Annotated in this window: 24 protein-coding genes and 1 tRNA gene; 12 read left to right on the forward strand and 13 right to left on the reverse strand. The window is 68.5% G+C overall.

Annotated elements, in window-relative coordinates:
- Positions 1-28: 28 nt before the first annotated feature.
- Positions 29-643, reverse strand: coding sequence for a TetR/AcrR family transcriptional regulator (locus ON34_RS22585; RefSeq protein ID WP_040782612.1), 615 nt, complete (start codon positions 641-643; stop codon positions 29-31).
- A 381-nt stretch (positions 644-1,024) separates the two neighbouring features.
- Between ON34_RS22585 and ON34_RS22590 the strand changes: the two genes are divergently transcribed.
- The 6 genes from ON34_RS22590 (at position 1,025) to ON34_RS22615 (ending at position 5,874) form a co-directional block, all read left to right on the forward strand.
- Positions 1,025-1,095 (forward strand) — tRNA-Gln (locus tag ON34_RS22590).
- Positions 1,096-1,187: 92 nt separating this feature from the next.
- Entirely contained in the window at positions 1,188-2,672 is a 1,485-nt protein-coding gene (glmU, locus tag ON34_RS22595; protein ID WP_040782614.1) for a bifunctional UDP-N-acetylglucosamine diphosphorylase/glucosamine-1-phosphate N-acetyltransferase GlmU, read from the forward strand.
- Between the two features lie 2 nt (positions 2,673-2,674).
- Complete coding sequence (locus tag ON34_RS22600; protein WP_040782615.1) at positions 2,675-3,655, forward strand: ribose-phosphate diphosphokinase; 981 nt, start codon at positions 2,675-2,677, stop codon at positions 3,653-3,655.
- 218 nt (positions 3,656-3,873) lie between these two features.
- A complete protein-coding gene (locus ON34_RS22605) occupies positions 3,874-4,134 on the forward strand; it encodes a hypothetical protein (protein WP_040782617.1) in 261 nt (86 codons plus the stop codon).
- Positions 4,135-4,237: 103 nt separating this feature from the next.
- Complete coding sequence (locus tag ON34_RS35600) at positions 4,238-5,176, forward strand: hypothetical protein (RefSeq protein ID WP_040782619.1); 939 nt, start codon at positions 4,238-4,240, stop codon at positions 5,174-5,176.
- A 53-nt stretch (positions 5,177-5,229) separates the two neighbouring features.
- Positions 5,230-5,874 carry a DUF2461 domain-containing protein gene (locus ON34_RS22615; RefSeq protein WP_040782626.1) on the forward strand — a complete coding sequence of 215 codons (645 nt, stop codon included), beginning with the start codon at positions 5,230-5,232 and terminating at the stop codon, positions 5,872-5,874.
- Between the two features lie 244 nt (positions 5,875-6,118).
- Here the strand turns inward: ON34_RS22615 and egtD are convergent, their stop codons facing one another.
- Genes egtD through egtA form a run of 4 tightly spaced genes read right to left on the reverse strand, consistent with a single transcriptional unit; the run spans position 6,119 to position 10,651 of the window.
- Positions 6,119-7,090: an L-histidine N(alpha)-methyltransferase gene (egtD, locus tag ON34_RS22620; protein ID WP_040782628.1), complete on the reverse strand. Its 972-nt coding sequence runs from the start codon at positions 7,088-7,090 to the stop codon at positions 6,119-6,121.
- A 16-nt stretch (positions 7,091-7,106) separates the two neighbouring features.
- Entirely contained in the window at positions 7,107-7,913 is an 807-nt protein-coding gene (gene egtC / locus ON34_RS22625) for an ergothioneine biosynthesis protein EgtC (protein WP_040782859.1), read from the reverse strand.
- Positions 7,914-7,970: 57 nt separating this feature from the next.
- Positions 7,971-9,317, reverse strand: a complete 1,347-nt coding sequence (gene egtB / locus ON34_RS22630; RefSeq protein ID WP_245548145.1) for an ergothioneine biosynthesis protein EgtB — start codon at positions 9,315-9,317, stop codon at positions 7,971-7,973.
- On the reverse strand, positions 9,314-10,651 hold the full coding sequence (egtA, locus tag ON34_RS22635) for an ergothioneine biosynthesis glutamate--cysteine ligase EgtA (RefSeq protein ID WP_040782629.1): 1,338 nt from the start codon (positions 10,649-10,651) through the stop codon (positions 9,314-9,316). The genes egtB and egtA overlap by 4 nt, the downstream gene beginning before the upstream one ends.
- A 168-nt stretch (positions 10,652-10,819) precedes the next feature.
- On the opposite strand from egtA, the gene ON34_RS22640 reads away from it, so the two are divergent.
- The gene (locus tag ON34_RS22640) at positions 10,820-12,010 is read left to right on the forward strand and encodes an aminotransferase class V-fold PLP-dependent enzyme (protein ID WP_040782632.1); all 1,191 of its coding nucleotides are present in this window, start codon (positions 10,820-10,822) and stop codon (positions 12,008-12,010) included.
- A gap of 30 nt (positions 12,011-12,040) precedes the next feature.
- Here ON34_RS22640 and ON34_RS22645 read toward each other — a convergent pair whose 3' ends face one another.
- Positions 12,041-12,604 carry a TetR/AcrR family transcriptional regulator gene (locus tag ON34_RS22645; protein ID WP_040782863.1) on the reverse strand — a complete coding sequence of 188 codons (564 nt, stop codon included), beginning with the start codon at positions 12,602-12,604 and terminating at the stop codon, positions 12,041-12,043.
- A 106-nt stretch (positions 12,605-12,710) separates the two neighbouring features.
- Between ON34_RS22645 and ON34_RS22650 the strand changes: the two genes are divergently transcribed.
- On the forward strand, positions 12,711-13,382 hold the full coding sequence (locus tag ON34_RS22650) for a lysophospholipid acyltransferase family protein (RefSeq protein ID WP_040782635.1): 672 nt from the start codon (positions 12,711-12,713) through the stop codon (positions 13,380-13,382).
- A gap of 99 nt (positions 13,383-13,481) precedes the next feature.
- Positions 13,482-15,134, forward strand: a complete 1,653-nt coding sequence (locus tag ON34_RS22655; RefSeq protein ID WP_040782637.1) for a fatty acyl-AMP ligase — start codon at positions 13,482-13,484, stop codon at positions 15,132-15,134.
- Positions 15,135-15,149: 15 nt separating this feature from the next.
- Here the strand turns inward: ON34_RS22655 and ON34_RS22660 are convergent, their stop codons facing one another.
- The 4 genes from ON34_RS22660 to ON34_RS22675 form a co-directional block, all read right to left on the reverse strand.
- Positions 15,150-15,653, reverse strand: coding sequence for a MarR family winged helix-turn-helix transcriptional regulator (locus ON34_RS22660; RefSeq protein ID WP_051022987.1), 504 nt, complete (start codon positions 15,651-15,653; stop codon positions 15,150-15,152).
- A 102-nt stretch (positions 15,654-15,755) separates the two neighbouring features.
- Positions 15,756-16,508 (reverse strand): alpha/beta fold hydrolase, encoded by a 753-nt coding sequence (locus tag ON34_RS22665; RefSeq protein WP_040782639.1) that lies wholly within the window; start codon positions 16,506-16,508, stop codon positions 15,756-15,758.
- Between the two features lie 199 nt (positions 16,509-16,707).
- On the reverse strand, positions 16,708-17,259 hold the full coding sequence (pth, locus tag ON34_RS22670; protein ID WP_245548146.1) for an aminoacyl-tRNA hydrolase: 552 nt from the start codon (positions 17,257-17,259) through the stop codon (positions 16,708-16,710).
- Between the two features lie 52 nt (positions 17,260-17,311).
- Positions 17,312-17,908 (reverse strand): 50S ribosomal protein L25/general stress protein Ctc, encoded by a 597-nt coding sequence (locus tag ON34_RS22675; RefSeq protein ID WP_040782644.1) that lies wholly within the window; start codon positions 17,906-17,908, stop codon positions 17,312-17,314.
- A gap of 308 nt (positions 17,909-18,216) precedes the next feature.
- Here ON34_RS22675 and ON34_RS22680 point away from each other — a divergent pair, with 308 nt between their 5' ends.
- A complete protein-coding gene (locus tag ON34_RS22680; protein WP_040782646.1) occupies positions 18,217-19,860 on the forward strand; it encodes a peptide chain release factor 3 in 1,644 nt (547 codons plus the stop codon).
- A gap of 1 nt (position 19,861) precedes the next feature.
- Here ON34_RS22680 and ON34_RS22685 read toward each other — a convergent pair whose 3' ends face one another.
- Positions 19,862-20,389 (reverse strand): nuclear transport factor 2 family protein, encoded by a 528-nt coding sequence (locus ON34_RS22685; protein WP_174372068.1) that lies wholly within the window; start codon positions 20,387-20,389, stop codon positions 19,862-19,864.
- Positions 20,390-20,837: 448 nt separating this feature from the next.
- A complete protein-coding gene (locus ON34_RS37740) occupies positions 20,838-21,710 on the reverse strand; it encodes an Abi-alpha family protein (protein ID WP_083889633.1) in 873 nt (290 codons plus the stop codon).
- Positions 21,711-21,902: 192 nt separating this feature from the next.
- Here ON34_RS37740 and ON34_RS22695 point away from each other — a divergent pair, with 192 nt between their 5' ends.
- A complete protein-coding gene (locus ON34_RS22695; protein WP_051022988.1) occupies positions 21,903-23,225 on the forward strand; it encodes a DUF445 domain-containing protein in 1,323 nt (440 codons plus the stop codon).
- Entirely contained in the window at positions 23,216-24,109 is an 894-nt protein-coding gene (locus ON34_RS22700; RefSeq protein ID WP_040782649.1) for an Abi-alpha family protein, read from the forward strand. Before ON34_RS22695 ends, ON34_RS22700 begins: the two co-directional genes overlap by 10 nt.
- Here the strand turns inward: ON34_RS22700 and ON34_RS22705 are convergent.
- Positions 24,106-24,699, reverse strand: a complete 594-nt coding sequence (locus ON34_RS22705) for a TetR/AcrR family transcriptional regulator (RefSeq protein WP_040782651.1) — start codon at positions 24,697-24,699, stop codon at positions 24,106-24,108. The two genes, ON34_RS22700 and ON34_RS22705, sit on opposite strands and share 4 nt — an antisense overlap.
- Positions 24,700-24,704 lie beyond the last annotated feature (5 nt).

The following is a 24,704-nucleotide window of genomic DNA, read 5'->3' on the forward strand; positions in this document are numbered from 1 at the left end:
CGCGCAATTCGCTGGTTAACAATCCGGGTCACTCCCCGGCCCCCGCAGGCCATTCCGAGCTCAGTCGCGGATCGGCTTCGAGATGGCTCAGGCCGTTCCAGCACAGGTTCACCAGATGCGCCGCCACCACCTCTTTCGACGGTTTGCGCTCGTCCAGCCACCAGGTCGCGGCGGTGGCGACCTGGCCGACGAGCGCCTGCGCGTACAGGGTGGACAGGCTCGGATCGAACCCGCGACGCTCGAAATCGGTCGCCAGAATGTGCGCCACCTGATTGACCGCCTCGTTGAGCAAACTGGAGTACCTGCCTTCAGCGGCGGCGGCGGGCTGATCGCGCACCAGAATTCGAAACCCGTCGGTCCGTTCTTCGATGTAGGTCAGCAGCGCCAGCGCGACCTTCTCCAGCCGGATCCGGGAGCGGTTCTGGGTGAGCGAGGACGTGATCATGTCCAGCAGCATCGACATCTCGCGATCGACCACGACCGCGTACAACCCCTCTTTGCCGCCGAAGTGTTCGTACACCACGGGTTTGGAGACCTGGGCGCGTTGCGCGATCTCCTCGATCGAGGTCGCGTCGTACCCGCGTTCGGCGAACAGCGCGCGACCGATCTCGATCAACTGCTGGCGCCGCTGGGTGCCGGTCATCCGCGGCCGGGGCACCCGATGCGGCTCACCCGAAGACACTGACACGGTTCCGCCTCTCCGGGCCTTCAGGCCGTACAAGTTGGGTGGCGCAGGAGCTGCGTACAGGTCCTGCGTCGGGTGCTCGTCGAGTTCTGGGCGTACCCGGTGAGTTACCCATGTTCGTACGAAATCAGCCGTCACGTCGGGAAGGCTCCGACGCACGGCACCGATGTTCGGGTACAACTTTTCCAGACCGCTCGGCAACGCCCCCGATCGACCCTCGATCAGCGACCCACCAGCCGATCCCTCGCGAAGAATTCGCGGGGAGGCGGGAGAGTATGCGAGGATTCATCCCGTGCCGTGGCACAGCGGCGGGGGTTTACCGAACCGCCGGTGTGGCAATCCGCCGTGGTGTAATGGCAGCACATCTGATTTTGGTTCAGAGAGTTCAGGTTCGAGTCCTGGCGGCGGAGCTCGACAGCACGAACGACTATCGTTGGCCCGCACATCGCTGACCAAGTACGACGCACAGCCCAGCACGAGGACAGGCAGCCGAGGGAGATCCATGCCACAGCAGACCGCCGTCGTCGTTCTCGCAGCCGGTGCCGGAACGCGAATGCGGTCGAAGACCCCCAAGGTACTGCATTCGCTGGCCGGTCGGAGCATGCTCGCGCACGCGCTGCATGCGGCGAACGAGATCGACCCCGCATACCTCATCACCGTGGTGGGCCACGACCGGGAACAAGTCGGCGCGGCGGTGGCCGCGGTGGCCGACGATCTGGGCCGCGAGATCACCCCGGCCGTGCAGGAGCAGCAGCTCGGCACCGGACACGCGGTGCAGTGCGCACTGGCCGCCCTGCCGGTCGGCTTCACCGGCGACGTCCTGGTCACCTCCGCCGACGTGCCGTTGCTGGACGGGCACACGCTCGCCGCGCTGCTCGACGAGCACCGCAGCTACGCCGAACGTCCCGCGGTCACGGTGCTGACCTTCGTGCCGGAGGACCCCAACGGCTACGGCCGGATCGTGCGCGACGCGGACGGCCAGCTGGCCGAGATCGTCGAGCACGCCGACGCCACCCCGGAGCAGACCGCGATCACCGAGGTCAACTCCGGCGTGTACGCGTTCGACGCCGCGGTGCTGCGCACCATGATCAGCAGGCTGTCCACCGCCAACGCACAGCACGAGCTGTACCTGACCGACGTGCTGCGCCTGGCCCGCGAGGCCGGTCACCCGGTGCACGGCGCCCGCCTGGTCGACGCGGCCAAGGTCACCGGGGTGAACGACCGGGTGCAGCTGGCCGCTGCGGCGCGCACGCTCAACCGGTACATCCTGGAGCGGCACATGCGCGCGGGTGTCACGATCATGGACCCGGCCTCCACCTGGGTGGACGCCGGTGTGCGGATCGGCAGGGACGCGGTGCTGCGGCCGGGCGTGCAGCTGCTCGGCAACACGGTGATCGGCGAGGACGCCGAGGTCGGCCCGGACAGCACGCTCACCGACGTCGTGGTCGGCGACGGCGCCAAGGTGGTCCGCACGCACGGTGACGGCGCGACCATCGGGCCCAACGCGACGATCGGCCCGTTCAGCTACTTGCGCCCAGGGACGGTGGTCGGCGACACGGGCAAGCTGGGCGCGTTCGTGGAGACCAAGAACGCCTCCATCGGCGCGCATTCCAAGGTGCCGCATCTGACCTACGTCGGCGACGCCACCATCGGCGAGCACAGCAACATCGGCGCGTCGAGCGTTTTCGTCAACTACGACGGGGTGAGCAAGCACCACACCGTGGTCGGCTCGCACGTGCGCACCGGCAGCGACACGATGTTCGTCGCGCCCGTGACGGTGGGTGACGGCGCCTATACGGCGGCGGGTACTGTACTGCGCAGAAACGTTCCGCCCGGGGCTCTAGCGGTGTCCGGTGGACCGCAGAAGAACATCGAGGGCTGGGTGCAGCGACACCGTCCAGGGACGGACGCGGCGCGCGCGGCGGCGGAAGCCATCGCGGCCAAAGAGATGTCGGGTCAGGCAATCGAGCAAAAGGATGGCAAGTAGCAGTGACCGCGTCATGGATCGACAACCAGAAGAACCTGATGCTCTTCTCGGGACGCGCTCATCCTGAGCTGGCCGAGCAGGTCGCCAAGGAACTCGACGTCCACGTCACGCCGCAGGTCGCCCGCGACTTCGCCAATGGCGAGATCTTCGTCCGATTCGAGGAGTCGGTCCGCGGATCGGACGCCTTCGTCCTGCAGAGCTTCCCCGCGCCGCTGAACCAGTGGCTGATGGAGCAGCTCATCATGATCGACGCGCTCAAGCGCGGCTCGGCCAAGCGGATCACCGCGGTGCTGCCGTTCTACCCGTACGCCCGCCAGGACAAGAAGCACCGCGGCCGGGAGCCGATCTCGGCCCGGCTGGTCGCCGACCTGCTGAAGACCGCGGGCGCGGACCGGATCATCACCGTCGACCTGCACACCGACCAGATCCAGGGCTTCTTCGACGGCCCGGTCGACCACATGCACGCCCAGCTGCAGCTGGCGGAGTACATCCGCAACAACTACAGCCTCGAGCACATCACCGTGGTCTCCCCCGATTCCGGCCGCGTGCGCGTCGCCGAGAAGTGGGCCGACTCGCTGGGCGGCTCGCCGCTGGCGTTCATCCACAAGACCCGCGACCCACTGGTGCCCAACCAGGTGAAGTCCAACCGCGTGGTCGGCGAGGTCGAGGGCCGCACCTGCATCCTGATCGACGACATGATCGACACCGGTGGCACCATCGCGGGCGCGGTCAAGGTGCTCCAGCAGGCCGGTGCCGGTGACGTGGTCATCGCCGCGACCCATGGCGTGCTGAGCCCGCCCGCCGCCGAGCGCCTCGCCAGCTGCGGCGCCAAGGAGGTCGTGGTGACGAACACGCTGCCGATCAGCGAGGAGAAGAAATTCCCGCAGCTGACCGTGCTGTCCATCGCGCCACTGCTGGCCCGCACCATCCGCGAGGTCTTCGAAAACGGCTCCGTCACCGGCTTGTTCAACGGCAACGCATAGGAATACTCCGCGAAACGGCGGCTCGGACTCCGGTCCGGGCCGCCGTTTTCGACATCTGACTACGTCCAACGCAACAACTGATCTCGTACGGACATGGGTAACTCGTCGGGTACACCCAGAACCTGAGCGGCACCCGACGCAGGACCTGAACGCAAATCCAGCGCCCCCAACTGGTACGGCCTGAAGACGCGGAGAGGCGGAGGAGCAATACTGGTGGTATGGACCGTGACCCGTTGGGAACCGAGATGGGGGACGACGACCAGGAGTACGAGATCCGCGAGTACCAGCGCAACATCGAGGATCCGCCCGACGACCTGACCATCCGCTACCACGAGAGCGAGGACGACGGCAGGCTCGGCATCGGTGACGAGCTCGACCAGGAGTGGACGCAGAGCAACGGCCGCGCCGAAGAGGAGGAGGCCGACGACCGGTCCGCCGAGGTGGCCGCGATCGAGATCGTCAGCGACGAGGACCTCTGAGACGTGCCCGGCACGGCACGCCGCACCGGCGCAATCGGGTATGACGACAAGTTCGCCGTGGTAGGCATAGGTGGCGTGACCGGGACGATACGAGGAGGGTGCGATGAGCACGCCGAAGGATCCGGAACCCACGGACGACGCCGAGGGCCCGTCGGCGTCGTCTGAGCACACCGGGGACGCGACCGGCGGCGAATCCGCGCCGACCGGCGAGACTCCCTCGTCGGCGCGAGGCGACGAATCCGCCGGAAAGCAACCGGAGGCCGCCGAGCGGCAACCTGAAGGCGAGCCGGGACCGGCCCAAGCCCACCCGGGAGACTGGTGGCAGCCCACCGGAACGCCGCCCGCAGGCCCCTTGGGTGGGCAGTGGGGCGCGGAACCCAGCGGTCAACCGGCCGAACCCCAGCCATGGGGCGCCAACGGCGAGACCGGTCAGCAATCGTGGGGCGCCGAACCCGCCTCGCCGGAGCAGCCGCCGGAAACCCCGCTGTCCGGCTCCGCGCCGCAACCCCCGGCCGACGAGTCGACGAAGCGGTTCACGCAGGATGATCAAGCGCGGTTCGGGTCGGGCGGTCACCCGCAGTACCCGCACGGCGAGCAGCCGCCATACCCCTCGGGCGAGCAGCCGCCATACCCCTCAGGCGAGTACCCTCCGGCCGGACAGTCGCCGTACGACGTTCAGCAGCCGTACCCGCCGAGCGGTCCATCCCAGTACCCGCCGGGGGGCGCGTACAACTATCCCCCCGCAGGACCGCAGCCGCCGCAGTACGGCTACCCGTCCTACCCGCAGCAGGGATATGAACCCTATGCCACTCCGCCCCGCCAGACCGGTAGCCAGGTGTACTCGATCATCGGGTTCGTCTGCGCGGTGACGGCGGTGCTGTTCTGCCCGATTCTGTTCGGCCCTGCCGGGATCGTGCTGGGCGTGATCGGGCACAACAAGGGCGAATCGCTCGGGAAGTGGGCCGCGATCGCGTCGGGCGCCGGGATGGTGATCGGCTTCATCGTCGGGTTCGTCGTGTTCGGCGGAGACCTGACGACGTAGATTTCCGGTATGCGTCGATTCGGTGTGGCCCGGTTGGCAGTAGAGGCACGCTCATGACCGGATTCGCGGGCTTCCCGCTGGCCGGACTGGATTTCTACGAAGACCTGGAGGCCGACAACTCCAAGGCCTTCTGGACGGCGAACAAGGAGATCTACGACCGGGCGGTGAAACAGCCGATGACCGCACTGGTCACCGAGCTGGAGCCGGACTTCGGCCCCGCCAAGATCTTCCGCCCGTATCGGGACGTGCGATTCGCCAAGGACAAGTCGCCGTACAAGACCGCTCAGGGCGCCGTGGTGCGCGCCGCCCCCGGCGTCGGTTGGTACGTCCAGATCAACGCCGGGGGCTTGTTCGTCGGCGGCGGCTTCTACCAGGGGTCTCCCGCTCAGCTCGCGCAGTTGCGCGCCACCATCCATGACGATGTGCGCGGACCCGAGCTGGTGAAGATTCTCGCGAAACTGACCGCGGCGGGCTTCACCATTGGCGGCGAGCAGCTGAAGACCAAGCCCAAGGGCTACGACGCCGACCACCCGCGCATCGATCTGCTCCGGCACAAATCCCTCACGTGCGGGAAGGAATTCGGGGCGCCCGCCTGGCTGGAGACGCCCCGTGCGGCGAAGGAGGTCCGTGCCGCCTGGGAGACGATGCGACCGCTGATCGAGTGGCTGGCCGCGGTGGTCGGCGGCGCACCGTCGTAGTGCCGCCGACCGCGCATCCACACGTCCGTGCCCGACGGCCAAGACCCCTCGCGGCGTAGCCCCCGATACGTCCGGTACCGCACTGCGGCGCTGACGTGTGCCTGGAGGACGAGCGGAGCGCGACCGCGTTCCTGCGTTCGCGGCCGCTCATCTCGAACACGCTGGGGTGGCTGCCGTCGTCGTGGACGAGGAGGCAGCCGCCCAGGTCAGCGACGCCCGCATCGGCGGGCGCATCGGCAGACGATCAGCGGCGTTCGGCGAGCACAAGGGCGAATCGCTCATCCGGATCGGTCCACACGTTCCGCGTGGCGAAACCCGCGGCGGCGAGTTCGGCGTCGAGGCGCTCGACCCGGAACTTCGCCGAGATCTCGGTCCGCAGCTGCTCGCCGCGGGCGAAGCGGACGGTGAGGTCGAGGTCGGCGACCGTGACGGTCATGTCCTCGCTCGCCTCCAGCCGCATCTCGATCCACTCCCGCACCGGATCCCAGACCGCCACGTGCCGGAACTTCTCCGGTGCGAAGTCGGCGCGCAAGCGCGAGTTCAGCACCTGCAACACGTTTCGGTTGAACTCGGCGGTGACTCCCGCCGCGTCGTCATAGGCGGGCACCAGCACCGCCGGGTCGATGACCAGCCCTGCGCCGAGCAGCACGTGCTCGCCGGGCTCGAGCACGTCGTGAATCCTGCCCAGGAACTCGGCACGCTCCTCGGGGACCAGATTGCCGATGGTGCCGCCCAGGAAGGCGATCATCCGGCGGCCACCGCGCGGCAGGTTCTGCAACGTGTCGGTGAAATCGCTGACCACACCGTGCACGGCCAGCTCGGGGAACTCGGTGGCGACCTCGTCCGCCGTGGTGCGCAGTGCCGCCGAGGAAACATCTTGCGGCACATAGGTCTTCAGCGGCCCCTCCGCGCTCAGCGCGGTGAGCAGCAGCCGGGTCTTTGCCGCCGAACCCGCGCCGAGTTCGACGAGCACCTCGGCCTGCGCCGCGCGGGCGATCTCGCCGACCACTCGCTCCAGTAACGCCCGCTCGGTGCGCGTCGGGTAGTACTCGGGCAGCTCGGTGATCCGCTCGAACAGCTCGCTGCCCCTGGCGTCGTAGAACCATTTGGGTGGCAGCCACTTGGGGTCCGCGGTCAGTCCCGACCGGGCATCCGCGCGCAGAGCAGCGGTGAGGTCGTCGTCGGTGAGGTGGATGTCCAGGATCGCTGCGGTCATGGCAGGGGCCTTTCGGTCAGAGGAGGGCGTCGACGGACAGCGCACCGGGTCGTGCGGTCACCAGGCTGCGGTCCGGAATCGACTGCCAGCGGGGGTCGTCGTCGAACGGTTCGGAGGACAGGATCGCGAAGCTGTCGGTGACCAGCGCCGACAACGAGTGGTGGCAGGTGGTCGCCCACAGTTGCGCCCCGTCGGAGAGCAGGAAATTCAGGCGTGCCTCCGGCGCGCGGTCGAGAATCGCGGAAACGAGCAGCCGCAACGCCGCCGGGGCCGCGGACCACTCGCCGTCCGGCGAGGTGGTGGCCAGCAGATCGCACAGCAGCACCCACAGCGTCGCGGTGTCGGTGGCGGACTCCGCCTCCAGCAGGCGCGCCGCGGTGAACAGTTCCTCGGCGCCGAGTTCGGCCGCGATGAGGGCGAACTCGGCGGCCACCGCGGTCAGGGTGCGGCGCCAGTCCGGCACCACGCCGTTGTGGCTGAAGGCCCAGCGATCCCGGGTGAACGGCGCGCACGCCGAGCGCTCGACCGGCATGCCGACCGTCGCCGACCGCACCGCGCCGAGCATCGCGGACGATTCCAGCTGCGGCAGCACTTCCTCCACCGCCGGATCGGTCCAGATCGGCGCGGCGTTGCGGTACCGGCTGACGGTGACCACGTCCTGCACGGTGTGCCACCAGGCGACGCCGAAGCCGTCGGCGTTGATGGTGCCGCCGCGGCGCATGTCTTTCGGAGCCCAGGACTGGGTGCGCAGCGAATGCGATCCGAGCGTCAGCATCTCGCCGACGCGCACCGGAGGGCCGATATAGCCCAGATGTCTACACATCGCCGAGCCTGCCACCTCGAGCGGTGCGCTGCGCACCGGCACCATGACGAGATCGGTTCACTCGCCTTCTCCCGGTCGCAGATCGCGTGCCAAGCGGAAACCGGCGAAGATCTGGCGACGGATGGGATGGTCCCAGTTGCGGAAGGTGCCGCGGCAGGCGACCGGATCGGTGCCGAAGGAACCGCCGCGCAGCACGCGGTAGTCGCCGCCGAAGAACACTTCGGAGTACTCCCGGTACGGGAAGGCGCGGAAGCCCGGGTATGCCTCGAAGCCGGACGCGGTCCATTCCCAGACGTCGCCGATCAGCTGGTGCACGCCCGCGGGAGACGCACCGGCCGGGTAGGCGCCTACCTCGGCGGGTTCCAGGTGACGCTGCCCAAGGTTCGCGGTGCTGACATCGGGATCGGCGTCGCCCCAAGGGAAGCGGCGCGACGCGCCGGTCGCCGGGTCGAACCTGGCGGCCTTCTCCCATTCGGCTTCGGTGGGCAGCCGCTTGCCCGCCCAGTTCGCATAGGCCTCGGCCTCGAACCAGCACACGTGCACGACGGGCTGACGCGGCCACAGCGGGGTCATCACCCCGAACACCCGCCGCCACCAGCGCCCGGACGGATCGCGCTCCCAGAACTGCGGCGCGACCAGCCCCGCCTCGGTGCGGTGCGCCCAGCCGCGCTCGGACCAGAGTTCGGGGCGCTCGTAGCCGCCGTCGTCGACGAAGGCGAGGTACTGCTCGTTGGTCACCGGCGCGGCATCGATCGCGAAGCCGGGCACCCACACCTGATGGGCGGGGCGCTCGTTGTCCAGCGCCCAAGCGTCGGTCGAGGTGCCCATGGTGAAATCGCCTGCGGGGATGACGATTTCGCCGCTGACGGTCGACGAAGCGGTCGGCGCGGCCGCCGCGGAGAGCACGGCGGCTCCGGCGCGCAACTGATGGGTGGCGAGCATGGTTTCGTCGTGCTGCTGCTCGTGCTGGGCGATCATGCCGAACGCGAAACCGCCGTCGACCAGTGGCCTGCCGCGCAAGTCGCTGCGCTCCAGGACATCCCACATCTTGTCGCGCACCGTGCCGACGTAGCCGCGGGCCTGCGTGGGGTCGAGCAGCGGCAGCCCGGGCCGGTTGGCACGGGCGTGCTTGAAGGCGTCGTAGAGCTCGTCGATGTCGGCGCGTACCGGCTCGCGGCCGCCGACGTCGCGAACGAGCCAGAGTTCCTCCTGATTGCCGATGTGCGCGAGATCCCACACCAGGGGGCTCATCAAGCGCGAATGCTGGGCTACCAGCTCGGCTTCGTCGACACAGTCGGTGAGTGCGAGGGTGCGCTGCCGCGCGCGGGTGAGGACGTCGGCGATCCGGTCGCGGAGCTGTTCGATGCCGGAATGGTCGGTCGGGGCTGGGTGCGAAGTAGTCACGGGAAACGTCTCCGGGATTCGTGCTGATCGGCGTCGTCTTCGGTCGGAGTGCGACCACTGCGACATCGCTCGGCGGCGGACTCGACGGCACGGGCCGCCTGTTGCGTCGGGGCGTGCGCGGCGGCGAGTCGCAGCAGCGCGACCGCGGCCGTCCGGATGTCCTGGTCGGCCAATCCGGAGCGGGCGGCGTCGACCCAGCGATCGGCGAGCGGCGCGGCGATCGACGTCGCCTCCGCGACCACCGCCGGGCTGGACAGCAGCGCGTCGATGACGTGCACCGGGATGGTCCACCCGTCGCCCGGCTGGGCGTCGATGTAGCGGACCTCCAGGTGGCCCGAGGCGCGCACCGGTGGGAACAGCGTGGTCAGGTGATAGTCCAGATCTCCGGTATCGGGGCGGCGGCCGACTTCGTCGTCCAGCGCGCCGGACAGCCAGTCGGCGAAGGTCGCGCCAGGCGGCGCGGACCATCCATGCTGGTGGCCGTCACCGGGCGCGTCGGCGTCGGCGGGTCGGCGCACGCACAGCAGTGGAACGTCCAGCGCCCATTTCCCGTACGCGGCGACCGGGTCGGTCCAGTCCAGCACCGGTGGGCGGGTCCGGGCGTTGTCCAAGCGGAGCCAGGCCCGCATGCGCTGCGACGCCCATGCTCCCGGCGGAGCGCCGCGCAGGACGGGTGAACAGGCGAAGGCGGCGAGCAGGGCGGGACCGATCGCGTACAGCGCGGTCCAGCGCGCGGTAGCCTCCGCACGATCGGCGCCAGCGTCGACGCTGACCTGGGTGGCGGCGGTATTGCACATCATGAGCTTGCCGAACGGTCCGATACCGCCGAAGGATCGCTCCATCGCGCGGTAGCGCGGCAGCTGGAGCAGGCGTTTGGGGCGGCGGTCCGCGTCCGCGGCGACCGAAACGGGGCGGATGGACCTGGATTCGAGAAGTTCCCGCAACAGGCGGGCGTCCTCGCGCAGCCGGTCGCACAGCTGCGCGGCGGTGCCGTAGGGGGCACTGGAGAGTTCGATCTGACCACCGGGCTCGAGCGTGACCCGGCTGCCTCCCGGCAGAGCGAGCGCCGGTGAATCAGGGGCGATGGACCGTGGTGCGTAGGATCCGAGGGCGTCCGCGAGGGCAGTCAGCTGCGGACGCGGAGCGGCCGAAGGGCCGGACGCCGAATACTCACCCTGCACCGTGAGCCATTCGAGTTCGGCGCCGATGAGGGCGGGTGGTCCCAGCTTGAAGCAGACACCGCCGATATACGCTTCCGCCGCCGCGCGGGAGGACAATTCCCCCTGCTCGGTGGCACAACTGGCCGTCTGGGGACTGTCGAGCGTGACCGCCATGCCAACCTCCACTGGGCGTCCCTGATGCTCTTCGGTTAGCGCCGCGCACCTGAAGTCGTATTCCACTCCTGGGCCGACTTTCGCACGCGGCGATCCATCCAGCGTAGCCACGAAGGCCGACAAGAAACCGACATGAAGCCGAACAATCGACCCGTTAAGGTCGGCTGCATGCTGGATGACGATCGCGTACGAGCCGACACTCCCGGATGCGCGTCCGGGCCGGGACCCGGTCCCGTTTTCCTCGACAGCGCCGGGTCGTCGCTACCGCCGCGGGTGGTCACCGACACCGTCATCGCGCATCTGCGGCGGGAAGCCGAGATCGGTGGCTACCGCGCCGCGAACGAGCGGCTCGACGACCTCGCCGACGTCAAGACGGCGATCGGCGAGATGCTCAACGCCGATCCGTCGAGCATCGCGCTCAGCGACAGCGCCACCCGCTCATGGGCGGATTTCTTCTACTCGGTGCCGCTGTCTCCCGGCGATCGCATCCTGGTCTCCGAGGCCGACTACGCCAGCAACGCCATCGCCGCGCTACAGCGCGCCCGCGCCACCGGGGCGACCGTCGAGAAGATCCCCAGCGACAGCAGCGGGCAGATCGACCTCGACGCGCTGGCCGCGCTGGTCGACGAACGGGTCAAGCTGGTCTCGGTGTTGCACGTGCCGACCAACGGCGGCCTCGTGAACCCGGCCGCCGAAGCGACCCGGATCGCGCACTCGGTCGGCGCGCTGGTGCTGCTGGACGCCTGCCAGTCCGCGGGACAGCTGCCCCTGGATGTCGCCGAGCTCGGCGTCGACGCGCTGTCGGCCACCGGCCGCAAGTGGCTGCGCGGCCCGCGCGGCACCGGATTCCTCTATGTGCGACCGGAATTGGCGCGGTCGATGGAACCCGACCGGCTCGACCTGCACAGCGCCGAATGGACCGGCCCGAGCGACTACCGGCTCGCGCCCGACGCCAGCCGCTTCGAGTTCTGGGAATGCGACGTCGCGGGTCGGCTCGGCCTGGGCGCGGCCGTGCGGTACCTGCTCGACCTCGGCCCGGAGGACGTCTACGCCGCGATCGCGGCCCGCGCCGAACACCTGCGCAAGGCACTGCCCGAGATTCCCGGCGTGACGGTGCGCGACCTGGGCATCCGGCACAGCGGCATCGTGTCGTTCACCGTCGACGGTGTCGACTCCGTCCGGGTGCGCGACCAACTGCTGGCGCAGGACATCACCGTCACGGTCAGCCACGCGAGTTCCACCCTGCTGGACATGACCGGCCGTGGCCTCCCGTCGGTCGTGCGCGCCTCGCCGCACTGCTTCGTCGGCTTCGACGAACTCGACCGGTTCGTCGCCGCGGTCGCCGAACTCCGAAGCTGAACCAAGGACCCCGGAAGCGCCAGGCGATCTTCACGCCAGGTGCACTTCGAGCGCCCTGGCCAGCACTGCCCCGACGTCGCCGCCCGGTTCGACGAGGCGCAAGCTGCGATTGGCCTGCGTGGTGGCGATGCCGTGCAGATTGGTCCACAGGGCGATCGCCCGGCCGCGTGGATCGATGGTGTCCGACGCCGCCGCGGCACCGACCAGCTCGGTGAACCGCGTGAAAAGCGGCAAGGTCACCGACCGCAGATTCTCGCCGGACCCCTCGAGCAGATCGTGCCGGAACATCAGGGTGAACATCTCCGGCCGCCGCGCGGCGAACTCGATGTACTCGGCGCTCATTCGTGCGAGACGGTCGCGCGCCGACGCGGTGACGTCCACGTTCGTGAACCGGTCCAGGAGATCGGCGAATCCACGCGCCGCGATGGCGGCGAGCAGTGCGCGGTGGGTCGGAAAGTACCGGCGCGGCGCACCGTGGGAGACGCCCGCGGCCCGGGTGATCGCGCGCAATCCCAACTGCGCCGCGCCGACCTCTTCGAGCAGGTCGACGCCGACATCGATCAGGCGATCTCGCAGCGACTCGCTCTCGGCCATGCAGACATTGTCTACGTCCACCGCAGGAAGACCGCACCACAGTCGGTAGACACTGTCTACGACATCGGGTAGACAGTGTCTACGCATTCGTCTCCGGGAGGTCCTCATGTGGTATCCGCTGTTCAAATACGTCCTGCTCGGTCCGGTGCTGCGCCTGCTGGGCAGGCCAGAAGTCACAGGGCTGCAGAACATTCCCCGCACCGGGCCGGTGATCATCGCGGCCAATCACCTCGCCGTGATCGACTCGCTGTACCTCGCGCTGGTAGTACCCCGGCGGGTGACTTTCCTCGCCAAGCAGGAGTACTTCACCGGGCGGGGCATCCGGGGCCGATTCAACCGGTGGTTCTACTCGGTGTCCGGACAGGTACCGGTCGACCGGACGGGCGGCAGCGCGGCCGCGGACGCACTGGCCGCCGCAACCCGCATCCTGGAGGCGGGCGGCGTCTGGGCCATCCATCCGGAGGGCACCCGTTCACCGGACGGGCGGATCTACCGCGGCCGCACCGGCACCCTGCGGGTCGCCATGGCCACCGGAGCGCCGGTCGTTCCGGTGACCCTTTCGGGCACCGACCGGGTGAACCCGCGCGGCAGCCGCCTGCTGCGCTTCGGCCGTGTGCGTATCGACTTCGGGACGCCACGGCACTACCCTCCCGCCGACCAACGCCACATGGTGCGCGCCGCCACCGACGAGCTGATGCGCGAACTGGCCGCACGCTCGGGCCGACGGTATGTCGATCGCTACGCGGCAACCTTCCAGACAGCTTCCTCGCGTCCCTGACCTGCGCCCCTGGAAATGGGGTTAACGCTGCGCCACTATGGCGTGATAGTTGGGGGAGGCCGGTTCCCGGCCGATTGTTTGGCGCGGAGGAGTTGGACTTTGAGCAGGTTCACCGACGAGATGTATGCCACGGCGCAAACCTCCGAGCGGGGTCTGGTGACCGGCGAGCCCGCTGCTCCGCTGCGGCGTACGTGGGCGGAAATCCATCGCATCGCCCGGCGGATGGCGGGCGGGTTGGCCGAAGCGGGCATCGGGCACGGTGACGCCGTCGGCGTGCTCGCGGGCATGCCGGTCGACATCGCCCCGGCGTGCCAGGCCATCTGGATGCGCGGCGCGTCCATCACCATGCTGCATCAACCCACCCCGCGCACCGATCTGGTGGTCTGGGCCCGCGACACCGAGACCGTGCTGACCATGATCGAGGCGCGCGCGGTCGTGCTCGGCGCGCCGTTCGAGGCGGCCGAGCCGTTGTTGCGCGAACGCGGCATCACCGTGGTGCGCATCGACCAGTTGCCCGACGGTCCCGATATCGACCCGGTGCCCACCGGCGAGGACGATATCGCCTTGCAGCAGTTGACCTCCGGCTCCACCGGGTCACCCAAGGCGGTGCGGATCACGCACGCGAACTTCTTCGTCAACGCCTACGCGATGTTCGACCGGGTGAAGTTCCAGCTCGACAGCGACGTGATGGTCAGCTGGCTGCCGTTGTTCCACGACATGGGCATGGTCGGATTCCTCAGTGTCCCCATGCAATTCGGCGCCGAAGTGGTGTGCGTGACGCCGCTGGACTTCCTGACCAGGCCGCTGCTGTGGGCGGAGCTGATCAGCAAGTACCGCGGAACCGTCACCGCCGCGCCCAATTTCGCGTACTCGCTGCTGGCCCGCCGACTGCGGCAGGCCGACGACGGCGCGTTCGACCTCAGCAGCGTGCGCTACATGTGGAACGGCGCGGAACCGGTGGACCCCGACACCATGGACGCGTTGGCCGAGGCCGGAAAACGCTTCGGGCTCAACCCGATGGCGCTGACCCCGGTCTACGGCATGGCCGAGACCACCCTCGCCGTCGCCATCCCGGACCCTGGCCACGGACAGGTGGTCGACGTGATCGACGCCGACCTGCTCGAGGCGCTGGGCAAGGCGGTGCCGGTACCGGAAGAGCACGGGCATCCGGCCAACATCCGCAGGTTGCCCACGCTGGGCTACCTGGTCGATCATTTGGAGGGCCGGGTCGTGGACAGCGAACGCCAGCCGCTGCCGCCCCGGTCGGTGGGCGTGATCGAATTGCGCGGCCCCGCCGTCACGTCCGGCTACGTGACGACGGACGGGTTCCTCCCCGCCCAGGACGCCGACGGCTGGCTGGACACCGGCGATGTCGGCTACTTCACCGAGCAAGGCCTGATCGTGGTGTGCGGCCGGATCAAGGACGTGATCATCATGGGCGGCCGCAACATCTATCCCACCGACATCGAGCGCGCGGCGATGCGAGTGCCCGGCGTCCGGGCCGGCAACGCGGTCGCGGTGCGCTTGGACGCAGGCCACAAACGCGAGACCTTCGCCGTCGTGGTGGAGAGCAACAGCCACCAGAACCCCGAGGAGGTCAAGCGCATCGAGCACGAGATCGTGCACGCCGTCTTCGCCGAGGTGGGCGTGCGGCCACGCACCGTCGCGGTGCTCGGCCCCGGCGCACTGCCGAAGACCTCCTCCGGCAAACTGCGCAGGTCCGCGACCGCGATACACCTGCCGCGCGGGTGACGCGGAATTCCCTGCTCAGCGCGGTTCGGATGGCTGTCGCACGTCGGTGCCGACTCGGTCGCCGCGATGGCGTGCCCGACGTTCGACGGCTTGGACCGCGGGGAATCGGTCGGCGAAACCACGGAGTAGCGCGAGTGTGTCGGTCATGGGTTTGCCGTCGGTGAGGTCATCGATTGTGCGGTACAACCGCTCTTCGACCTCGGCGACGCGGGAGGAGAGCTGCTCTCCGGCCGACGTGAGCGAGAGGGTGATCCGTCGGCGGTCGTCCGCGGCGGATTCTCGCTGGACGAGATCCATCGCGACGAGGCGATCGACCAGTCGGCTGGGACTTCCACCGGTCTCGCAGACCAGCAGCTCGCCGAGACCGGCCAGGGTCAGCGGTTGGTGGTCGGCCAGCACCCGCAGAACCTCGGCCTGGGAGGGAGTCAGCCCCAATGGCCGCAGGTCGGCAGCGAGGATTCGATTGCCTTCGCGCTGGACGGCCAACACGAGGTAGCGCAACTCTTCGGCCGGCCGCATCGCAAGCCTCCTTCACCCTCCGATATTGATGCCGTGTAATCGAATCACACGGCATTCAGTGGTGGGATCAGACCCCGCTTCGGCGGTCGGCGCACTGCTGGCTCATGCCGGTGTCGGCGTAGAGATCGGCCGGGTGAGGCCGACATCCTGGAGGAAATCCTCGATGGTCGCCGCGTAGGTTCGCGGATGCGAGAAACGGAACATGTGTCCGGTGCGGTCCAAGACGACCTCACGGGCATCCGGGATGCCTTCACGCAGAACTGTCGCCGCCTCCTCGCCGATCAGCACGTCGTGCGAAGGGGTCAGGATCAACGTCGGCACCGAGACCTGACCGAGGCGAGAGGTGTAGTCGGCGTTCAATGCCGCGACCGCGCGAGCGCCGAACGAGGAGGCGGGCGTGTGCTCCAGGAAGAGCTGGCGACTGCGGCTTTCGCTCCACGGAATCTGCCCTTCGCCGTCATGCGGCGAGGCGAGATTGTGGGCGTGCGCACGAAGCGCCACCTGCCGATAGAGCGGCCCGCGCATCTTTCCCATCACGCGCATGGCCGCCTTCAGAGCGGGCGACGAAATGGGATTGGCCGCGAATCCACCCGACAACACCAAAGCCCGCAGGCCGCGGGGTCGGCGAACCGCAAGCGCCAGGGCGACATTGGCGCCGAAGGAATCGCCGACCAGCACGAACTCGTCCAGATCCGCGACGTCGGCGGCGACCGCGTCGGCATAGGTTTCCATGTCGTTCACGGCTTCGGGCAACCGCATCGTGCGCATAGGACGGCCGGCCAGCGGGGTGAGCTGCTCGAGCTCCCACGGGGCGCCGGAGAAACAAGGGACGAAAACAAGGGTTGAGGTGGTCATGCCATTAGATTACACGACATGTATGTCGTGTAATCTATTCGGTGAGACGGATCACACATGGATAGGGTGGGACGAAAGTTATATGTAGTCGACTGATCGCCTCCCGAGCGTCTCAGCGGTGCGGGAGTCAGGTGATCGAAAACGCTGACGACCAGCGGAGGAGGCTGGGTCGGGGCTGCACATCGAGAGCCCTTGCGGCTCAGTGCAATTGGTTCTGAGCGGTCTCCAGGCCGACGCGCAGCAGGAGTTCCACCGCGTCGGCGGCCTGCTCGACGATTACGGGTACTTCTTTGCGCTCCGGCGCCGAGAACGGCTTCAGCACGTAGTCGGCCGGGTCCTGCCGACCCGGCGGGCGGCCGATGCCGATCCGGGTGCGCAAGTAGTCCTTGGTGGTGAGGGCGCTGGAGACCGAGCGAAGCCCGTTGTGCCCGCCCTCGCCGCCGCCGCGCTTCAGGCGGATCGCGCCGAACGGCAGGTCGAGTTCGTCGTGCACGACGATCACCTCGGTCGTCGGCACGGAGAAGAACTTGGCCAGCGCGGCCACCGGCCGCCCGGACAGGTTCATGAACGATCGCGGCTTGGCGATCAGCACCTGGCGGCCGTCCAGCCGCGCTTGCAGCAGGTCGGCGCCGGATTTCTTGTGCACACCGAAACGGCCGCCGACGCGCTGCGCGAGCACGTCGGCGACGAGGAAACCGACATTGTGCCTGGTGCGCTCGTATTCCGGACCGGGATTACCCAGTCCGACCACGAGCGCGGGCCCGGCGGACGAATCGGTGTTGTTCAGCGCTCTGGCTTCCGGCTTATTCGGCGGTCTCGCCCTCGGCCTCGCCCTCGCCCGGGGCCGGCTCGGCGGCCGGCGCGGCGATGACGTTGACGATCAGGGTCTCCGGGTCGACGGCCAGGGCGACACCGGAGGGCAGCTGCAGCGCGCCCGCGGTGATCTGGGTACCCGGCTCGACGCCCTCGACGGAGACCTCGATGGTCTCCGGCAGGTTCAGCGCGTCGGCCTCGATGGAGACGGTGGTGGCCTCCTGGGTGACCAGGGTGCCGGGGGCGGCGTCGCCGACCACGGTGACGGTCACGTCGGCGGTGACCTTCTCGCCGCGCTGGACGATGAGCAGGTCGGCGTGCTCGATGTAGCGGCGGATCGGGTGCACCACAACGGATTTGGTCAGCGCGAGCTGCTTCTTGCCGTCGATGACGAGGTTCAGCACCGCGTTGGTGCCGTGCTCACGCAGGATGGCGGCGAAGGCCTGGGCGTTGACCGACAGGTGCTGCGGGTCGGTCTGGTGGCCGTACAGCACGGCCGGAACGTTGCCCGCGCGGCGGGTGCGGCGGGCGGCGCCCTTGCCGAACTCGGTGCGTACGGAGGCTTCGAGAAGGTTGACGTCGGACATGACTGGATCTACTCCTACGGCTCTTCCTGGCGGTCAGCGTTTACCCGTCAGGGGTTGCTCACGCCTGACCGGGGGTGGTCTACTCGTCGGGGCGAAGACCGAACGAGGACGGCCGGAAGCCGCGCCGCGTCGATCACGGTGTCGCAAATCTGGTCTGCGGTCACCCTCGCCGAGACAACCCGAACACCATACCCCAGCGCGTGGGCGCTCTTTGAATCGGGTGGTCACCGACGTATCGACGCCGGTTCGCACCGGTCGCGTACGCTGGCGTGGTTGCCGATCGGTCGTCTGCGAAAGGTTGTTTTGCGTTGAGCGCCTCCCCTGAGGGTGTCGTCGCGCCCGCACCCCGCGGGTTGCCCGCCGAGGTCGCCCGTCGGCGGACGTTCGCGGTGATCTCCCATCCCGACGCGGGCAAGTCCACGCTCACCGAGGCGCTCGCCCTGCACGCCAGGATGATCTCCGAGGCGGGCGCGATCCACGGCAAGGCCGGACGCAAGTCGACGGTCTCGGACTGGATGGAGATGGAGAAGGCGCGCGGCATCTCGGTCAGCTCGACCGCGTTGCAGTTCAACTACCGCGCCGCGGGCTCCGACGTCGACAGCGTCATCAACTTGGTCGACACGCCCGGCCACTCCGATTTCTCCGAGGACACCTACCGCGTGCTCACCGCCGTCGACGCCGCGGTGATGCTGATCGATGCGGCCAAGGGCTTGGAGCCGCAGACGTTGAAGCTGTTTCAGGTGTGCCGCCACCGCGGCATCCCGGTGATCACAGTGATCAACAAGTGGGACCGGCCGGGCCGGGCCCCGCTGGAACTGCTCGACGAGATCGACGAGCGGATCGGCCTCACCCCCACCCCGCTGTTCCTTCCGGTAGGCATCGCGGGCGATTTCCGCGGCCTGCTGCGCCGCGGTCCGGACGGCGTTCCGCTCGAATACATCCATTTCACCCGCACCGCGGGTGGCGCGACCATCGCGCCGGAGGAGTCGCTGCGCCCCGAGGCCGCGCAGGAGCGTGAAGGCGAGCCGTGGAACACCGCCGCCGAGGAGAGCGAACTGCTCTCGGCCACCGGCCAGGACCACGACCAGGAGCTGTTCCTCGCCGGGCAGACCTCACCGGTCATCTACGCCTCCGCGATGCTGAACTTCGGCGTGCGGCAGCTGCTGGAGACGCTGGTCGCGCTCGCGCCGCCGCCCGGCGCGCGCCGGGACGTCGACGGGAAACCGCGCGAGACCAGCGACCCGTTCAGCGCGGTGGTGTTCAAGGTGCAGGCGGGTATGGACGCCGCGCACCGCGACCGGCTCGCGTTCATGCGGATCGTGTCCGGCGAGTTCGAGCGCGGCATGGTGGTCACTCACGCGCAGACCGGACGACCGTTCGCCACCAAGTACGCGCTGACCGTGTTCGGCCGCGAGCGCGCCACCGTCGACACCGCCTACCCGGGCGACGTGGTCGGCCTGGTCAACGCGACCGCGCTGGCCCCGGGCCACACGTTGTACGTGGACAAGAAGGTGGAGTTCCCGCCGATCCCGTCCTTCGCGCCGGAGCATTTCGCGGTGCTGCGCGCGCAGAGCGCGGGCAAATACAAGCAGTTCCGCAAGGCCATCGACCAGCTGGACTCCGAGGGCGTGGTGCAGGTGCTGCGCAACGACCTGCGCGGCGACGCCTCCCCCGTGCTGGCCGCCGTCGGCCCGATGCAGTTCGAGGTGGTCACCGCGCGCATGCTCACGGAGTTCAACGTGGAGACCACGATGGAGCACCTCGGCTACACGCTGGCCCGGCGCACCGACGCCGCCTCGGCGGAGGAACTCGGGCGACAGCGCGGGGTGGAGGTCTTCACCCGCTCAGACGGTGCGCTGCTGGCGCTGTTCAGTGACAAGTGGCGGCTGCAATACATCGAGAAGGAACACCCGGCGCTCACCCTGGAGCCCCTGGTCGCCACAGCCGACTGAGTCAGCCGGCCTCGGGCTCCGTCCGCAGCGTGGGGCCGGTGGGTTCGCGTTCGACCGAGGCGATGCCTTCTTCCCGGGCGATCAGGCCCCAGCGGCTGGAGGTCAGCCGCAGGCTGGGCAGATCGCTGAGCGAGAGCACCACCTCGTAGGTGCGCTCGTAGCCGGTGTGGGAGATCCGCCAGCGTCCGTCGTCGCAGCGGACATAGCGGTCGTTGTAGAAGGCCGCGCCGCGCAGCAGCATGTTATGGCCCGGGATGAGGACCGTGTCGGCGAGATACCAGGTGCCGCTGGCGGTGTCGCCGTCGACATCGATCTCCGGGTGGTCGCATCGGTGCTCGGTGATCACGTGCGGACCGAGCGTGTTGCGCATGAACGCGATGAATGCCTCGCGCGATTCGAACTGGAGATATTCGCTGTAGGTCGCGGTCGCCTCGGGAATCATGGTGTCCGCGAACTCGTCCCATGATTTGGTGTCGAGTGTGCGAAGGTACCGGTACTTCAGCCGACTGATCGCCGATACGTCGTCCACGTCCCGGTCTTCTTCGCGGCGACGCGTCACTCTCGGATCGCTGCGCACCTGCCCGAAGTCGATCGGTCCCGAGTCGAAGCGCAACCGCGCGTCCGCTCGATCGCCGCGGGCCTCCTCAGCGGTGCTCGTCCCACGGCCGCCGCGGTCCGGTCTGCCTTGGTCGACGTCCTGAGCTGCCCGCTCCGGTCTACCGGGATCGATTCCCACGCTGCCGCGCTGTTGCCGACCCGGGTGGAATCCCGGGTCGTCGCGCCCCTGCCCACCGGAGCCCGTGCCCCGGCCAGTACGCACTTGCGCAGCGATGCCCACTGCTGGGTCGCCGCGGCCCTGCCCGCCGGTTGCCTGATCCATACCCTCAACAATCCCACCCCGAGTCTGGAATTGGGAGGGTTGTATCAGATTGCTATCACCGTTAGGGCAACATTCTGGCGAATGTCGACGGACGAGGTCAGCTTCCGATCGTGAAGCAGGTGCGGCAGAAATCCTCGCCGAACTCGGTGAGCCGAAGACTCTTGCGGACGATCTTCGGCGCGCGGCCCGCTTTCTTCAGCGCCGCCTCCACCACGGGCTGCACCTCGAGCACCATGTACCGGCTCAGCACCACCGGATCCTCCGAGGTGAGAGTCAGTCCGAGACGGTTGAGGTTGATCAGGTACATCCGCGCGCGGTCCGGATAGCGCACACCCGCCTGCTCGGGCACCGAGGTGAGATCGCCCTGCACGAGCTCGGAACCGATCCCCAGCGGACGGTTGGTGCGCACGTCGACCGACGGCTGCGGGCCGTTGAGCGCCATGAAGCGCAGGATGCGCGCCTCGTCGGGCGCTAGCTCGTCGAGGATGCGGTCGTAGGCGGGGTGCACGTCCTCGGTGAAGTAGACATCCGCGGACCTGGCCAGCAGCGCGTCACCGCGACGGCGCAGTTCCTCGGTGGTGGCCGAATGGAGGTGCGAGCCCACCGCGAGCGCCTGCTGCGCGCCGTTGGAGGTCGGGACGTAGCTGACGATCTCCCGAACCGAGCCCTCGGTGACGCCGAGGGCGCTGCGGGCGATGGAACGCAACGCGTTTCCGGTCCGCTCGGCGATCTCCGCCGAGGACTCGCCGTCCAGCGCCGCCTGGGTGATCTCCTTGGTGACCTCGAATGTGGTGCCGACGGCCCACTGGCTGCCGCGCACGACGGTACCCGCGGCCAGTCCAGCCGCGCGGAACACGCCGCGGATCAGCCGCGCTTCGTTGCTGATCTGCCGCTGTTCGACATCCGAACTGCGCTCGACGGCGCGGTAACCGGGCCGGGCCACGTCCCGTCCGGTCCTGTCGTCTGCCACGTTTTCTCCGATATCGACGGGTGAACGAATCGCTCCACAGATTACTTCGCCTTGTGTCGCGGGTCATTCGCAACGCCCTGACTCGGACAGTGCGACCGGCGCGCGGCCCACAATAAGGTTTCTTTGCCGAGCGGGTGCTAGTTTTGGGTGCCGGTGAGGCGGCGATCACCGGGGTGTCGGCAGGAGGGTGTCGTGTTGGAGAGCGTATTCGGAATCCACCCCACGATCCTGCTCGAACTCGTCACGATACCCCTATTCACCGGTGTGATCGGTTACATCACCAACTGGACCGGCGTGTTGATGCTGTTCAAGCCGGTCGCCTTCCATGGCTTCCGAGTTCCCGGGCTGCGCGCGCTGTACCCATTCCTGCCCAAGCGAATTCAAGTTCTGCCGCTGCTGAGCTACGACGGCCGATTCGGCTGGCAGGGCATCGTCCCCTCGCGCGCGGACAAGATGGCCAGCATCGCGGTCGACAAGGGCCTGGCCAAACTCGGCAGCGTCGCCGACTTCTACCGCGAGCTCGAGCCGGACAAGCTGGCCGAGCATCTCGCGAGCATCGCGGACACGCAGATCAAGGACATCGTCGAAGAGATCCTGCGCCGCGAGCATCCGCAGCTCTGGTACAACCTGCCCGCGCAGGTGCGCGAAGTGGTGCACGATCGGGTGCGCCAGCAGTTGCCGGAGATCCTGCGCGAACTCACCGAGGAACTCGGCGCGAATATCGATCAGCTGCTCGACGTGAAGCAGATGGTGATCCGCTACTTCCAGGCCCGGCCGCATCTGCTCAACACGCTGTTCCAGGTGCTCGGCGCCAAGGAACTGCGTTTCATGCAGAACTTCGGTTTCTACTTCGGCGCGCCCATGGGCGCGGTGCTGGTCGCCGTCCTGCATCTGACCGGATGGTCGAGCCTGGTCGTGCTCCCGGTCGGCGGCGTGATCATCGGCTGGGTGGTCAACTGGATCGGCATCAATATGATCTTCGCGCCCGCGTATCCGAAGTGGTGGTGCCCGTGGCGGCAGGGCCTACTGATCAAACGCAAGTCCGAAATCACCGACGGCTATGCGGAATTGGTTTCCAGCCAGGTGATCACGGTGGCGAATATCGGCGACGAGTTGCTCAACGGACCGCGCTCGGATCGCACCATGCAGATGCTGGAGGACACGCTGCGTCCGGCCGCCGACCGCGCGCTCGGACCCGCGCGGCCCGCGGTCAAGTTCATGCTCGGCAGTCGCGAATACGACTCGCTGCAGGCGACGTTGACCACCGAGGCCATGGCCATCGCGCCGATCGCGTTCGCCGACCCGGAGTTCAACGTCCGCCAGGGCAGGCAGATCAACGAGTACATCGCCAGGCAGATGTCGGCGTTGTCGCCACCGGACTTCGTCGACATGCTGCGCGCCGCGATCAAACAGGATGAATGGCTGCTTTTCGTCCATGGCGGTGTGCTGGGGCTGTTCGCCGGATACGCTCATATCCTGATCTTCGGAACGGGAGTGGCGACATCATGGCTGTAGCGGGTCCGGACGGCGGCGATCTCCAGGCCGTCGAGCACCGCGATGCGACGGAGGCGAATGCCGAACCATCGCGGGAAATCGCCCGGCGGCCTGCTTCGGACATCACTCGCCCCGACGAATCAGCAAGACCGGTAACCATTCCGGTGGCCACGGCGCGCGCCGCCACCGGCGTCGCACGGGTCGCGTGGAGCGCCGTCACGGGCGTGACCGCCTGGGGTGTCGGCACCGCGGTCGGTGTCACCTCGACCGTCGTGCGGCGCAGCATCGAGGGCGCACCGCCCAGAGAAGTGCTCGCCGAGGCCGAATCGGAGGTCCGTGCGGCGATGCGCAGCGCGCTCGGCATCCCGGCCGCCACGCAATCGCCGACCGGGGAGAGCGTGCCGACGCTGCGCGAGCAGGGCGCCGCGCTGCTGAGGTTGTCGGCCAGCCCGCACGGCGAGGACGAGAACCATCCCGCGTTCGCGGGCATGCTGGCCGAGCTGACCCCGGACGAGGCGCGCATTCTGCGCTTCCTGCACTTGGACGGACCACAGCCCTCGATCGACATCCGCACCGGACGCCCGCGCGCGCTCGGCGCGGAACGCGTCGGCTCGATGCTCACGCTGATCGGCGAGCATGCCGGTCTGCGCTTCCCGAACCGGATCCAGCAGTACCTGACCAACCTGCGCAGACTCGGTCTGGTCGAGCACGCGCGCGAGCCGGTCGGCAACCCGAACCGCTACCAGGTGCTGGAGGCGCAGGCAGTGGTGCGGGAGAAGCTGAAGCGTTCCGGATTCGGCACCAAGGTGATCTACCGCAGCGTGGTGCTCACCGACTTCGGCGCCGATTTCGTGCGCAGCTGCCTGCCGGTGGTCGTCCAGGACGGACGCGCCTCCGGGCACTAGGTCCCCCACGCCCGCATCGCCAGCTCGGCCACCCGCTCGAGTTCCGACCGGCTCGCGCCGTCCCTGGCTGCCTGGGACATGCCCTGCATGACCGTGCCGACATAGCGGGCCAGCGTGCGCGCGTCCGGATCTCGCGGCAAGAGACCCGCGTCGATGTCGGCCTGGATTCGGGCGGCGAAGGTGTCGATGTTCCGGTTGCGCATCTCGCGGAGCAGGTCGGCGATCTCGGCGTTGGTGGTGTTGACGCCCGCGCTGATCACCAGGCAACCGTGGGGGCAATCCGGCCGGGTGTACTCCGAGGCCGCCTCACGCAGGATGCGCCGAACGGCGGCCTCCGCAGTGTTCTCTTCGGCCAGCGCCCGCGCGGCGAATCCGCCGTAGCGTGCGCCGAAACTCGCCACCGCCTCGCGGAACAGCGTCTTCTTGTCACCGAACGCCGCGTACAGGCTCGGCGCCCCGATGCCGATGGCCTCGGTCAGGTCGCCGATCGAGGTGGCCTCGTACCCGCGCGCCCAGAACAACCGCATGGCCTGATCCAGCGCCGCGTCCCGATCGAAGGACCGGGGTCGTCCCCGGGTCGTCGTACCCATGCCAA

It is taken from the genome of Nocardia pneumoniae NBRC 100136, assembly GCF_000308755.1.
In the GTDB taxonomy this organism is placed as follows: Bacteria; Actinomycetota; Actinomycetes; order Mycobacteriales; family Mycobacteriaceae; genus Nocardia; species Nocardia pneumoniae.

What these genes read in the sequence shown, in the direction of transcription:
- ON34_RS22585 (WP_040782612.1), bottom strand. Translation starts at nt 643, where the DNA reads ATGACCGGCACCCAGCGGCGCCAGCAGTTGATCGAGATCGGTCGCGCG.
- glmU (WP_040782614.1), top strand. Translation starts at nt 1,188, where the DNA reads ATGCCACAGCAGACCGCCGTCGTCGTTCTCGCAGCCGGTGCCGGAACG.
- ON34_RS22605 (WP_040782617.1), top strand. Translation starts at nt 3,874, where the DNA reads ATGGACCGTGACCCGTTGGGAACCGAGATGGGGGACGACGACCAGGAG.
- ON34_RS35600 (WP_040782619.1), top strand. Translation starts at nt 4,238, where the DNA reads ATGAGCACGCCGAAGGATCCGGAACCCACGGACGACGCCGAGGGCCCG.
- ON34_RS22615 (WP_040782626.1), top strand. Translation starts at nt 5,230, where the DNA reads ATGACCGGATTCGCGGGCTTCCCGCTGGCCGGACTGGATTTCTACGAA.
- egtD (WP_040782628.1), bottom strand. Translation starts at nt 7,090, where the DNA reads ATGACCGCAGCGATCCTGGACATCCACCTCACCGACGACGACCTCACC.
- egtC (WP_040782859.1), bottom strand. Translation starts at nt 7,913, where the DNA reads ATGTGTAGACATCTGGGCTATATCGGCCCTCCGGTGCGCGTCGGCGAG.
- egtA (WP_040782629.1), bottom strand. Translation starts at nt 10,651, where the DNA reads ATGGCGGTCACGCTCGACAGTCCCCAGACGGCCAGTTGTGCCACCGAG.
- ON34_RS22640 (WP_040782632.1), top strand. Translation starts at nt 10,820, where the DNA reads ATGCTGGATGACGATCGCGTACGAGCCGACACTCCCGGATGCGCGTCC.
- ON34_RS22645 (WP_040782863.1), bottom strand. Translation starts at nt 12,604, where the DNA reads ATGGCCGAGAGCGAGTCGCTGCGAGATCGCCTGATCGATGTCGGCGTC.
- ON34_RS22650 (WP_040782635.1), top strand. Translation starts at nt 12,711, where the DNA reads ATGTGGTATCCGCTGTTCAAATACGTCCTGCTCGGTCCGGTGCTGCGC.
- ON34_RS22660 (WP_051022987.1), bottom strand. Translation starts at nt 15,653, where the DNA reads ATGCGGCCGGCCGAAGAGTTGCGCTACCTCGTGTTGGCCGTCCAGCGC.
- ON34_RS22665 (WP_040782639.1), bottom strand. Translation starts at nt 16,508, where the DNA reads ATGACCACCTCAACCCTTGTTTTCGTCCCTTGTTTCTCCGGCGCCCCG.
- ON34_RS22675 (WP_040782644.1), bottom strand. Translation starts at nt 17,908, where the DNA reads ATGTCCGACGTCAACCTTCTCGAAGCCTCCGTACGCACCGAGTTCGGC.
- ON34_RS22700 (WP_040782649.1), top strand. Translation starts at nt 23,216, where the DNA reads ATGGCTGTAGCGGGTCCGGACGGCGGCGATCTCCAGGCCGTCGAGCAC.
- ON34_RS22705 (WP_040782651.1), bottom strand. Translation starts at nt 24,699, where the DNA reads ATGGGTACGACGACCCGGGGACGACCCCGGTCCTTCGATCGGGACGCG.